This is a genomic window from Arthrobacter gyeryongensis, from assembly GCF_039543785.1.
Lineage (GTDB): Bacteria > Actinomycetota > Actinomycetes > Actinomycetales > Micrococcaceae > Arthrobacter > Arthrobacter gyeryongensis.
This window is the reverse complement of the sequence record NZ_BAABKK010000035.1, coordinates 77,099-89,506: the sequence shown is the minus strand read 5'-3', so window position 1 is coordinate 89,506 and position 12,408 is coordinate 77,099. Positions and strand designations below refer to the sequence as shown.

The 12,408-nt window shown below is 60.8% G+C and carries 11 protein-coding genes; 3 read left to right on the top strand and 8 right to left on the bottom strand.

Annotated elements, in window-relative coordinates; genetic code table 11:
• Window positions 1-240: 240 nt before the first annotated feature.
• From ABEA18_RS22675 to ABEA18_RS22645, 7 genes are all read right to left on the bottom strand, one after another.
• Window positions 241-501 (bottom strand): hypothetical protein, encoded by a 261-nt coding sequence (locus tag ABEA18_RS22675; protein WP_345453039.1) that lies wholly within the window; start codon window positions 499-501, stop codon window positions 241-243.
• Window positions 498-1,157 (bottom strand): hypothetical protein, encoded by a 660-nt coding sequence (locus tag ABEA18_RS22670; RefSeq protein ID WP_345453036.1) that lies wholly within the window; start codon window positions 1,155-1,157, stop codon window positions 498-500. The genes ABEA18_RS22675 and ABEA18_RS22670 overlap by 4 nt, the downstream gene beginning before the upstream one ends.
• 288 nt (window positions 1,158-1,445) lie before the next feature.
• Window positions 1,446-1,652, bottom strand: coding sequence for a hypothetical protein (locus tag ABEA18_RS22665; protein WP_345453033.1), 207 nt, complete (start codon window positions 1,650-1,652; stop codon window positions 1,446-1,448).
• 226 nt (window positions 1,653-1,878) lie between these two features.
• On the bottom strand, window positions 1,879-3,300 hold the full coding sequence (locus tag ABEA18_RS22660) for a recombinase family protein (protein ID WP_345453030.1): 1,422 nt from the start codon (window positions 3,298-3,300) through the stop codon (window positions 1,879-1,881).
• A 15-nt stretch (window positions 3,301-3,315) separates the two neighbouring features.
• Window positions 3,316-4,191 carry a type II secretion system F family protein gene (locus ABEA18_RS22655; protein ID WP_345453028.1) on the bottom strand — a complete coding sequence of 292 codons (876 nt, stop codon included), beginning with the start codon at window positions 4,189-4,191 and terminating at the stop codon, window positions 3,316-3,318.
• Window positions 4,188-5,042, bottom strand: a complete 855-nt coding sequence (locus ABEA18_RS22650; protein ID WP_345453025.1) for a type II secretion system F family protein — start codon at window positions 5,040-5,042, stop codon at window positions 4,188-4,190. Before ABEA18_RS22650 ends, ABEA18_RS22655 begins: the two co-directional genes overlap by 4 nt.
• On the bottom strand, window positions 5,042-6,265 hold the full coding sequence (locus tag ABEA18_RS22645) for a TadA family conjugal transfer-associated ATPase (RefSeq protein ID WP_345453022.1): 1,224 nt from the start codon (window positions 6,263-6,265) through the stop codon (window positions 5,042-5,044). The genes ABEA18_RS22650 and ABEA18_RS22645 overlap by 1 nt, the downstream gene beginning before the upstream one ends.
• Window positions 6,266-6,557: 292 nt before the next feature.
• On the opposite strand from ABEA18_RS22645, the gene ABEA18_RS22640 reads away from it, so the two are divergent.
• From ABEA18_RS22640 to ABEA18_RS22630, 3 genes are all read left to right on the top strand, one after another.
• The gene (locus ABEA18_RS22640; protein ID WP_345453017.1) at window positions 6,558-8,876 is read left to right on the top strand and encodes a GH25 family lysozyme; all 2,319 of its coding nucleotides are present in this window, start codon (window positions 6,558-6,560) and stop codon (window positions 8,874-8,876) included.
• A gap of 74 nt (window positions 8,877-8,950) precedes the next feature.
• Complete coding sequence (locus tag ABEA18_RS22635; RefSeq protein ID WP_345453014.1) at window positions 8,951-9,961, top strand: glycosyltransferase family 2 protein; 1,011 nt, start codon at window positions 8,951-8,953, stop codon at window positions 9,959-9,961.
• 1 nt (window position 9,962) lies between these two features.
• Complete coding sequence (locus ABEA18_RS22630; RefSeq protein WP_345453011.1) at window positions 9,963-11,414, top strand: lipopolysaccharide biosynthesis protein; 1,452 nt, start codon at window positions 9,963-9,965, stop codon at window positions 11,412-11,414.
• A gap of 94 nt (window positions 11,415-11,508) precedes the next feature.
• On the opposite strand, the gene ABEA18_RS22625 is transcribed toward ABEA18_RS22630, so the two are convergent.
• Window positions 11,509-12,405 (bottom strand): glycosyltransferase family 2 protein, encoded by an 897-nt coding sequence (locus tag ABEA18_RS22625; RefSeq protein WP_345453008.1) that lies wholly within the window; start codon window positions 12,403-12,405, stop codon window positions 11,509-11,511.
• Window positions 12,406-12,408 lie beyond the last annotated feature (3 nt).

The following is a 12,408-nucleotide window of genomic DNA, read 5'->3' as shown; positions in this document are numbered from 1 at the left end:
CGGCGTTGCTGTGCGCTTGTTTGCGTGGTTGCCCCGCCGGTCCCCTGTCCCGGTGAGGGTGTTCCTGTTTGTTTCTTGGCGCATTTCGTCTGCTGTCTGCCCTTGTGCCTTGGTGCTCGTGCTCTCTGCTTGCCTGCTGCTCCGTAGGCGACGTTGTGGGTTGTTTACGTGTGGTTGTCCCATGTGTGTCCAGGCGCTCGTCCTTACCGTCATGGCAGGACGGCGGGCGTGGTGTGGGCGTCAGGGTGTCCCGTCCTGCGCGTCGAGTCCGAAAGAGTTCGTCAATAGGCGGTCTAGCTCGGCGTCTGCTCCGCCTAGTCGTTCGTCGGCTGCCAGCGCCGCGATGACTGAGACTGCCGCAAGCATCATGCTGTGCGCTTGTCCTGGCTCGGTTGGCTGTAGTGCTGCCAGCGCGTCCACGTCGGCTGTGAACAATGCTCGTGCCAGTGCGATCACTCGCCGGTAGTCGTCAGTCGGAATCGTGATGGGTCCGTTGTTCATGGTCGGTCCTTCTGTGCCGTTGTTTGTGCCGATGCTGGCTCAGCAAGACATGCGTTGCATCGGGTGATGCCTCTTGAAGCGTTCGCCTCGGTGAGCCGACCTTGGTCGCACGTCGTGCAGCGGTCGCCAGCTTGCAAGGAAACGCTAGTGAACATGGGCGTGCTCGCTTGGGCGGCTGCGTGGCCCTGCGGTCCAACCGGCATCGGTCTACCGGCAAGCCACCCATCATCATCGAATCCGGCAGGAGCCGACGACGGCCAAGGATCATCCACAGGCAGAACGTTTTCAGCCACGGTTTTTTCACTTTCAGAAGCTTCTTCCTTAAAGGCTTTTCCTGTACTGAGCTGTTCTGACCTGACCTGAGTTTCTGAACTACTTTCTGCACCAAGGAATGCACTACCGCCCTTGGATGGGACGCGGGATGCGCTACCGAAGCGGAATGCACTTCTTTCTGAACTCTTGGATGCACTACTGGATGAACTCTCTTTCAGAGCCTCACAGTTCCTTGGTTCACAGTGCGAGTGATCGCCGTGCTTGCAAGCGGTCTTGCGACGCTTATCGAGCTTGTTCTGTTCGGTCTTGTTGCGGACCCACAACGGCGGCGCGTGGTTATCTTCAAAGTCGAGGATGACGTATCCACCACCCACGGATTCCATGACCCAATCGGCGGCTACAAGCTCGGCAAGGCATCCGGCAGGGTCCGGCACGTCACTACAGCGTTCCGCTTGAATCTGGCTAAGATGCCCGTCCCACGACTGGAGCCGCGAGCAAGTGCCGATCATGGCCGTGAAATGGTGCCTTGTCTCGAATGAAAGCCGGAGGTATCGCGGCTGCTCAAAGAATTTGTCGTCATAGCGAGTCCAGGGCATCACAGCACCGCCAACCGCTCAACAGAAGCGTGATCGGCCCGGCTCAGCCCCCCGGGCCTTTCCTTTGCCCGCATGTCATTCACCGCCGTGCAAAAGGCCCGCGAGCCGATCCAAGGCGGCGGCGCTCAACGGCGGAGCAACAGCCAGAGCCTCACGCACATATGCGGCAATCTTGGCTTCTGCGAGTTCGCGGCGTGCATCAGCAGCTTCGGCGGGAGTGCCGAATCTGGAACGGTTACCGAGATTGGACCGGGCCTTCATTACATTCTTATCAGCGGACATTTTGTCCCTTACGTGTCAAAACATTGATGTTTTTTTTGACACGGAAGCAAAGCTTTTCCGCTTCAAGTTGGAATGCGGCAGACTCCGGAACCGATCAACATGGAACTCGGCTAACTACTCACCCTGTGCTTCAAGTATACGTCCGTTGGGGTTGCTTTTGCTAACCAAAAAGGCAGAACTTGATGCGGGGAATTGACACGTAAGTTTGTCAAAATCGAAACCCGGATTACGACTTCCATTCGTACTTGACCTGTTCCGGGGAAAAGCCCCTGCCCTTGCCAGCGGGCAGAACGGTTATGTCCATCAGCGCCCGGATAATTTGCCGCTGATTGCCCAGCGGTTTCCCGCCCCACGCCTTCGCGACATCAGCAGCACCAACTACAGACGCTGCCGGATTCAGACCCTCGGAAACGCTAATAGCGGCGGCGACTTCACCGAGTTCCTTCGTCAGCTTTCCGGCCTGTTCCCGGACAGCGGCGGGCGACATCAGTCCATCCGCAAGCATGGACGCCAGCGCGTCGCGCCGGTCCCGCAGATCCGTGGCTTTCTTCCGCAACTCAGCCGTGTTCCCACTGCGTGCAAACAGCTTCGCCGCATCCGGAAGGGACAGGCGACCTATGACCAACTCTTCTACTAGCCCGTCCAAATCTTTCAGACTGCGCTGCATGCAGTAGCCGCCGAAGCATCGGTAGACCATTCGCTTGCCGCCGCCCTTCGCCGGTACCGGGGCCGCGAACATCTTGGCACCGCATTTCCCGCAGACCGCTATGCCGGAAAGCAGGTACTTGGAATTCAAGTCATCGGGGGCAGTCCGCCGTCGAGGGTCCGTCAGCAGTTCCTCCAGACGGCGCGAGATATCTTCATCCAGGATTGCCTCCCACTGCCCGCCCGTTGTCATCTCTTCGCCGTTGTAGAGACGCTTACCCGAGTAGCGGGGATTGATGAAAACGCGCCGGACGGAGGTCACGTTCCACGGCAGCCCACCCCTTGCAGCTTGCCCGGCGTCCTTGTCCCCCCGCTTGGAGTACGTTGTCACCAGTCCAAGGGCGTTCCACGCTGCGGCGACAGACGAGAGCGTCGCCCCGGAGAGCACAGCCTGAGCGCCGCTCCGAATGGCCTCCGCCTCCGCTTCGACAACGAACACGCGCCCCTCCGCCCGGTCGTATCCGAACGGACGGCGAGTCCAGAAGGCCTCACCTCTATTGGCTCGCTGCTCGTTGGCCGACCGCTGGCGTTCGCCCTTGTGCTTGACTTCCATCGCAGCAATCGCCGTAAGGATCTGGGCTACGGCTACGCCCGTAGGGTCGCCCAAATCCAGCGATGTCCCTTGGACGCAAGCAATGTTTACGCGGTGCTTTTGCCCGGCCTCGATGAGTCGGGTTAGGTCTTTCATGGACCGCGTGAGCCTGTCCAAGTGCCACACGACAATCCGTGTGATAGTTCCGCGCTCCACATCAGCAAGGAGCCGTTCAAAGTCCGGTCTGGTCTTGCCGGACGTGGCGCTGATGGAGTTGTCAGCGTAAAGCACGGGGCTCGCCCAGCCCTTGGCCTGGGCCATAAGTCGGCAGTCCGCTTCCTGCCGCTGCACTGCCGCCGCGTGGCCGGTCTTATCTTCTGACTGCCGTACGTAAACCGCTGGAGCGCTCATGCTTCCAGAGTACTACTAGCAGCCATCAAGAGGGACCATCATGGCGATTTCCTTGCGGCCCGCCGCTTCCATCAACTCCCGTTTGGCTGAATCGCGGACATCCGCAGCTTGGGCCCGCAAAACATCGGCCAAAGGGGTACCACGTTCGACGGCAACCACAATCCCATCCACGAACCGAATAAGCGGGCCGAGCTCGGTTCGTGCCGAAAACTCGTGCAGGGCGTCAACCAGCGGGGTGCCGGCCCGCGTGGCGGCCACTACGAGGGCAAACTCCTTCGCCAGCTCGCCGCGGGCTGTCCGACACACTCGATCGAGTGCACCGCTAGCGCTCTCCCCGGCGCCCACCGCCAGGGCCATCAATTCTGCAAGGCTGGGGAATTCCGCCAGCATCCGCCTGTGCCTTCGTTTGATCCGCACCCCCAGCATGTAGTCGCGGAAAAGAAAGCCACCCAGTGCACAAACCAGGACCGAGGCAACCGCAAGCCCCGGATTGAACCGTCCCCGGGTGGCACTCACGACCAGCACAACAACCGCCGCGGCAAAGCCCGCCGCCGCCCATAGCAGCTGCTCCGCGCGGAAGTCCAGCGCGGACTTGCCGGAACCAGACTTTGCCAGCCTCTTATTGAGGGACGTGGTACCGAGGTTGAACTTCGTCAGATAGCGGAGGGCGTCCCGGATCGCCGGCCGCAGAATGCGCTCCAAGGGGCCGAACGGTGCGATGTCCGGGGTTGTGGACAGCAGGCGCGATTCGAGGTTCTGGGACCTGAGTTGCGGCTCGATGCGCTCCGCGAAAGGAGTGGCCCGCATGAATGGCATGCGAACAAAGACGAGCCACAACCCTGCTCCCAAAAGAAGTCCGCAGAACACGGCCAGGGCAGTCAACGCAGTCATCGAAGCACCCTTTCATCTTCAGGAAGGGCGGCAATGCGCAGCATCGCCCAGTAACAGAAGCCCGAGACCAACAATCCGCCTCCAAGAACGCTGACTCCCGCGGCCGAGTTATACGCGGCGACGGCTTCCGGCCTGCTGGCCAGCAGCATCAGGACGATCCACGGGGCGGCAACGGCCAGGCGCGCCCCATTGATGGTCCATGATTGTCGTGCCTCGAGTTCACGGCGGGTCCTCGCGCTCTCGCGAAGGAACTCGGCGAGGGTTCCCAAAAGGCGACCGAGATCGGATCCGCCCACGTCGCGGGTCAGCCTGAGCGCCTCAATGATCCGGTCGGCAACGGGATCGGCCAAACGCTCCTTTAGCTTGCTCAACGCCACATCGAAGTGGCCGCCGGAACGGTAATCCGCAGCAAACTCGCGGAAGAGGGCCCGCAACTCTTCGGGGCCCTTGTCGCCAAGTTGGATAAGCGCCTCGGGCAGCGAAAGTCCTGCGCGGATTGCCGAGCGCAAATGGTCGACGACATCGGGCCAGAGCTCCCGGAGCATTGCGGTCCGCTTGCGCGCCCGCCAGCTGACAACGGCCAAGGGAAGCCACGCGCCGAACAAGCCGAAACACGCTGCAATCGAAAAGGACGCTGTCATGACGTAGATCACCAGTGTGGTGAAAAGGCCCAATCCTAGGCACGATGCGATGAATCCCCCGCCGCTCACCTTTTCGATCCCGGCAGTGAGCAACAAAGACTCAAGGCGTTTCGGTTTGGGCTCCTTGGCGGCAAGGGGGTGTTGTTCCCATGCAGACCACCAGACAAGAAAGACACCCAGGCCGCAGAGAACGCCCAGCAGCGGCGCCATCAGAACGGTTCCAGGAGCACGGCGACGTCAAAACCTGCCCGGGCGAATTTCTCGACGGCCGGCATGGAATTCGAAGTGGCTTGGAGCCTGCCGTCCTGCATCGCGAACACCTTGGACGACTCAATGATGCCGTTCTCCACACGTCGACCCAGCGAAAGGATCTCCGTGACTTGCCGGCGACCGTCCGCCTGGCGGCTGCAATGGACCACGAGGTCGATGCAGGACGCCACGGTCGGTACGACGAACGCACTCGAGATGTTCCCGCCGGCCAGCAGCGGCAGGGTGCAGATCTTGGTCACGGCGTCATGGGCGGAGTTGGCATGGACGGTACACATCCCCGGCAAGCCCGAATTCAAGGCAATAAGCATGTCCAGGCTTTCGGCTTCCCGGACTTCGCCCACCACGAGGCGGTCCGGCCGCATGCGAAGAGCCTCTTTGACGAGCCGGCGCAAGGGAATTTCGCCTTGACCCTCAAGGTTTGGCTGGCGGCACTGGAGTCCAACGACGTCTCGCAGCGGAAAATGGAGTTCGAAGATCTCTTCGACGGTGATGACCCGCTCCCGGGAGCCGATGTTGGCTGCCAGGCAGTTGAGCATTGTGGTCTTTCCTGCCTGGGTGGCTCCCGAGACGAGAATGTTCAGTCCACTGGCCACCGCGGCCCCCAGGAATCGGGCTGACTCGGGCGTCAACGTACCCAGCTCCACTAGATGCTCGAGCCGGGTCGCCTTGACCACGAATTTGCGGATGTTCACAGCCCAATGGCGGCGGGTGACGTCGGGAATGACGACGTGGAGCCGAGAGCCATCGGGCAGGGCCGCGTCCACAAAGGGTGAGGAGAGGTCCAACCTGCGCCCGGAACTCTTAAGCATGCGCTCAACAAGGTCGCGAACCTGCTGCTCGGTGAGGCTGATCGAGGTAAGTTCGGACTCGCCATTCCGGGCAACGTAAACCTCATTGGGTGCGTTGAGCCAGACCTCTTCGATGGTGGGGTCATCCAAGAGTGGCTGGAGCGGCCCGAAGCCGGCAACGGCGTCGAACACGTACTTGCGAGCAGTGTCCAAGTGTCCCAAAGGAGGCAAGGGGCCCAGGAGCGCCCGCTCATCGTAGTCATTCACGGCGGCCTCGACGAGCCGGTGGACTTCGACTGCTTGACTCAAAGGATCCAGCCCACGCCGACGAATCAGCTCCCGGACTTCGTCCTCGACGATGCGCAAAGCCTCCATGTTCCCCCCAATGCAGCATGCGCCCACGCGCTGCGGAAACCTTCAACAGGCTTAAGGCTAGGGGAGGTTGCACTGCAGGGCCAAGTCATTTTTGAGGCGGTTGTGGATAACTGTTCATGCACTAGTCACACAGGCATCACATGCAACTCTGTTCACTCCTGCCACCAAATGCTATGGTGTCCCGGTTAGGAGCTGGCTTAATGGTGCACTGCAGAGGCGTTCATTGTTGGAGCTGCAGTCGAAGCTATCACCATGTGCCCTCAGCGGAGCGGCACCTTGCCGGAATTGAATAATGAATCGAACCACGCCTGAAGAGGCCCCCAGAGCGTCCATCGCGCGAGCTGGCGTCGTACTGACCGTTGTGCTCGCGCTGATGCTCTCTGTGGCCGGAGCCGCCCACTCCGAGAATGCCGTAGTGTCTACCAGCCCGGCGCAGGCCACGGCCGGGGCAACGGCCCCCAAGGCTGCACCAACACCAAGCGGGATCCCAGCCGTTCCCGCTAGTACAGCGCCATCGGCTGCGCCTAGCCCCTCGCCCTCTCCGGCCATAGATCCTCAGGCGCAGGTCTCCACGCAGGCGATGCCCGGCGGCAATCCCCTTTCTGGCGACCTGATGAAACGCGCCATGCTCCAGGCAATTCCCGCCGGTGGAGCCGAAATGGGCCAGCGCTCGCCGCGAGTGCTGGCCGACAAAGTTTCAGTGGCCAGGGCCGCCCCGGCGAAGTCCCAGGCAGTTGCTGGCGCGCTCCCGATGGCACCGGACACCGGACACTGGACACCCTCGTTTGGAGTGGCCGGGCAAGACGTGTCCGCATATCAGGGCAACGTCGACTGGACGTCCCAGTGGAACCAAGGCTCACGGTTCGCCTATGTGAAGGCGTCCGAAGGCAACTACTACCAAAACGGAAACTTCTCTCAGCAATACAACGGCTCGCGCAATGCCGGCATGACCCGCGGGGCTTATCACTTCGCCATTCCCAACTGGTCCTCGGGCGCCGACCAAGCGAGGTACTTCGTTGCGAACGGCGGATCATGGGGCCCGGACGGCTATACGCTTCCGCCTGTCCTGGATATCGAGTACAACCCCTATGAGGGCCAGACAATCGGCGGCTTCTATTTCGGCAATGTCTGCTACGGCATGTCAGCGTCGCAAATGGTTAGCTGGATCGCGGACTTCGGAAACACCGTCAAGGCTTTGGTCGGAAGATATCCAGTCATCTATTCGACTACTGACTGGTGGCGCACGTGCACCGGAAATTCGGCAAGTTTCAGTGCCTATCCGCTGTGGATCGCTTCCTATCCCTTGGCTGCAAGCGACTCGCCCGGGACGCTGCCCGCCAGTTGGGGCCAGTTCAGCCTGTGGCAGTACAGCAGCACCGGTCCATTCCAAGGTGATTCCAACATTTGGAATGGTGACTATGCGTCCCTCCAGAGGTTCGCCACGTACGGGGATTCCGATCCAAGTTATTCCTTCGGCGCGGCCTACTCCAGTTACGGCGGCAAGCTTGGCAACCAGACGAGCGGCATCGCTTGTGGTCTGAGCAACGGCGGCTGCTACCAGATGTTCCAGGGCGGAGCCATGAACTGGTCCCCCGGAACAGGCGCCCACACGTCCCTCTACGGTCCCATCCGCAACGCTTGGGCTTCAACCGGCTTCGAAAACGGACCGCTCGGATACCCCACCAGCGAACAGATCTGCGGCCAGAAAGACGGCGGCTGCTACCAAATGTTCCAAGGCGGAGCCATGAACTGGTCCCCCGGAACAGGCGCCCACACCTCCCTCTACGGTGCTATCCGCGGCACTTGGGGTTCCACCGGCTTCGAAAACGGACCACTTGGATACCCCACCAGCGAACAGATCTGCGGCCAGAAAGACGGCGGCTGCTACCAAATGTTCCAAGGCGGAGCCATCAACTGGTCCCCCGGAACAGGCGCCCACACCTCCCTCTACGGCCCCATCCGAGGCAGTTGGGGATCCACCGGCTTCGAAAACGGACCACTTGGATACCCCACCAGCGAACAGATCTGCGGCCAGAAAGACGGCGGCTGCTACCAAATGTTCCAAGGCGGGGCCATCAACTGGTCCCCCGGAACAGGCGCCCACGCCTCCCTCTTCGGCCCCATCCGCAACACCTGGGGATCAACCGGCTTCGAAAACGGGCGATTGGGATACCCCACCAGCGAACAGTTCTGCGGCCAAAAAGACGGTGGCTGCTTCCAAATGTTCCAAGGCGGAGCCATCAACTGGTCCCCGGCGACTGGCGGCCAACTGAGTACATGGGGTGCCATCAGGAATTTGTGGGGCTCCCTAGGATTCGAGAATGGACGGCTCGGTTATCCGACGTCGTCCGAAATCTGCGGTCAAAAAGACGGTGGCTGCTTCCAAATGTTCCAAGGCGGAGCCATCAACTGGTCGCCTGCCACTGGGGCACACACGAGCCTGTATGGGGGAATCCGCTCTATGTGGGGCTCCCTGGGCTTCGAACGCGGAGCCCTCGGGTATCCGACGTCCGAGGAGACATGTGCCACCAGCGCCTCGTGCTTCCAGGATTTCCAAGGGGGTCGGATTTCCTGGCGCTCAGATACCGGCGCGAGCGTTGCCTATCGCTGAGCGACGGTAGTCTGAGGGGTACCGGGCTTCGTTTCACGGGGCCAGGTTGTTGCGCAGATTACCCTGGAGAATGAATGCCCCCCTCACCCCTTAGCCCGCAAGTCAGCATCGTGGTGCCTCTTTACAATGGCGCAGACCGAATCGAGCGCGCCCTTGACAGTGTGCGGGCACAGACCCATGCCGCCTGGGAGCTGTTCGTCGTTGACGATTGCTCAAGCGACGCGGGCCCGGAGATCGTCCGGGACTACATCTCCCGCACGGCGGACCACCGGATCACTCTGGTCGTCCAGGCGGAAAACCGTGGACCCAGCGCCGTCCGGAATGACGGCGTCCGGATGGCCAACGGACAATTCATCATGTTCCTTGATTGCGATGACGAACTGCTTCCGGGTGCGCTGACCCACCTCCTCGGACTAGCTGCCGGGGGGCCAGTCGACATTGTGGGAGGGGCCCACATTGCTCGCACAGACAGCGGCCGGCTCTCTCCACGTCCTGACTCCCAAACCGGGTCGATGACCGGAGTGGAAGCTGTCCAGGGACTCTTGCAGGAACGGATCTGGAACTACACGCACGGTAAGATCTACAGCCGGCAGTTGCTCCAATCGGTCAGCTTCAGGGAAGACATCCGCCGATACGAGGACATCATTTTCAATGCCTGCGCCTTCTCCTATAGCAAGCAGGTGGTCCTCAGCGCCGAACCGGTGCACGTCTATTCCATCAATGGACAGTCAACAACGTGGACTCAGCGGCTGACGGCCGATTTTGTACATGACACCGAGGCACACATTCGTGAGGGCCTGAATCCCGATGTTGCCCCGCAAGTCAGTGGAAAATCTTGGAGGACCATGAGGGCAACCCTGGCGGTCGTTGTCTTGTCCAATGCGATCGCCGGTGATGCGGAACCCGCCGTTCTGAGCGAGCTGCGAAGAGTCCTGCGCCGCAACGTCAAAATGACGGACCTGCCCGACGTAGTCCGAACGGCCCCCCTGATCGGTATTTCAGCCTTGGTGGCCCGCGTGGCGCCCCGGATTTACGCATGGCTATATCGGCGCTACGTCGCCCGTACCTATGAGCTGGGAGCCTAGGATGGCTGCACCCGTCTCCGTGGCCAGCAGCAGTTTGACTCCCCCGGGCCACCATCGGTTCCTCTATTTGTTGGCGGCCGTCGCACAGGCTGCCGGCCCTTTGCTTACCCAACCTTTCGTTCAACGAATTCTGAGTCCGGAGCAGTGGGGCCGGGTGTCGTTCGCGATATCTCTGATATCCGTAGGCCTCATCGTGATTCTTGCGGGATTACCGCTCATTATCACCCGGACCTATTTTGAGGCCGGGATCGGGCCCAAGCACGCGCGCTCTCTCGCGGGATTCGGCATCCTGCAGAGCGCCGGACTCGGTGTCCTAGCCGTCGCATGTGCAGGCGCAGTCGCCCTTCTGTCGGGGCAGTTCACGGATCAACTGTCTGTCCTGCTCGCACTGCTATCCGTGGGACTGTTGGGGTGCATCCAGATGTGCCTCGCCGTTCTCCGGGCAGAACATCGCGCCTCGCTTTTCGTCGGAATTACCATCGGGGCGCAGACCCTCGGCCACCTCGCAGGGCTTGGTGCCGTCACATTTTTTTCTCCGACGGCGGCCAGCTACCTCGGGGCATTTTCCATCATTGTGCTGATCACGGCCCTTTGGAGCGCGGTGGCGGTCCGACCAGGTGCTCCTTTCGAGTTCCCCCGTGTGATCAAAAGCGCGCTCAAGACCTCGATGCCGGTCCTGCCGCACAGTATCGCCCTGGTGCTCATGCTGCAGGGCGAATCGTTCCTTCTTACGACCATGCATGGACCGGCCCTCTACGGAAAATACGGCGCTGTCCTTCCGATGGCACTCGGGCCGCTTGCCGTTGTTCTGGCTCTATCAAATGTGTGGGACACGCAGGTTCTTTCACAACATGGCAAGGACCCGCATGGAATCGTCAAAAGAACGCAACGGGAAGGTGCCGTGGTGGGTGTGGCATTGGCCCTCGCCGGCAGCTCCGCAGCTGTCTTTGCGACGAACATCCTGGTCAAGTCACCAACCGTCGAACAGTTTCAGTTGGCCAGGCTTCTACCATCGATTGCCATGGGTTACGTGATTTTCCTCATGTCCACCACCCAGATGGTGGCGGTTGGGAAGACGAGGCTACTGGCGGTGATCACGCCACTCACCGCTGGAGTTGCCCTTCTGGCCATGTCTTGGCCTGCGTCCTCCGAGTCCTTGTTCTTTGTCGGTCTGGTCAAAGTTTCCTGCTTCGCCGCCCTTGGTGCTATCTATCTGCTGGTAGCCCGCCGATATGGGAAAGGGCTGGTCCATGCCCGCCCCCTGCTCATTGGGCTTGCGGCGACTGCGGGCATTACGGCGATCATGCTTTCACTGCCCACTGACTTCGTGACCGGCCTTGTGACATTTGGCCTAGCGGCGCTTCTTATGGCCGGGGCGGCGGCTTTCCTGTTCCTCAAGCGTCGTCAATCTGCCCGTAGCGCGGAGGAGAAGCAACAGTCCGAGGTTACCTAGGACGCCGATTCGCTTAAACAGTTGCGCCCGGCCGGATTAACCGGCCGGGCGCAACTCTGTTTCCGCGAACAGGCCCGTAGCGCTGTTCTGGCTACTACGGACGCACGGAATGAGCCAAGAGCTTCTTCAGCCCCGGCCACATCCGCTTCTGAACAACCTTGGGAGTCAATACGAGGGCATTCAAGCGGGACGTGACGTGCAGACGGGCCGCACGGGCAGCTTTTGTCCACCCAAGCGCCGCGAAGTCACGGGCACACTCATCAAAAAATGCGCGTTCCTCGACGAAACGGCGACCATCCAGCGCACGCACGGACGAGTCCGATTCGCGATGGCGACGGTACTGGAAACAAACGGTGTCAGTGACGAGCATCTTGCCGCCGTCCATGATGATATCCATCGCAAGCGCGATGTCCTGGACCACGTTGTACTGCTCGCGGAAGTCGTGCTTGAGGATTGCCTTCGCCCGCCAAGCCACAGAGGGGAAATAGAGCCAGTCACCTGTGATCAAGCTTTGGGCAATCGGTTCGCCCGACAAAATGGCCAGCTCAGAGCCGCCGACCACCATGCGGCGCAGGCGATCCTTGACCTTGTCACCGAGTGGAAGGTAGACGGTCCCGTTTTCGTCGATGACCTCGACGCCGGGCTGGACAATTGACACTTCCGGATTATCAAACGCCTTGCGGATGGTACCGATGTAGTTAGGAAGCATGATGTCGTCGGCGCCCATGACCACGACGACGTCGTGCTCTACGAGCGAGAGGCACTTCTTGTAGTTGCCGTTCGCTCCGAGATTCGTGTCATTACGGTAGTACCGCACCCGGTCGTCGCTATCGATAAGTCCCTGGAAGTACGCGGGAAGAGTTTCGTCGGGATATCCGTCATCCACGATGGTGAGGCGGAAATCCCGGTCCTCTTGCGCCAGGATGGACGAAACGGCGGCTTTCATCATGGCCACATCGCCGTAGTACGGGAACATCACGTCAATGGTCAAGGT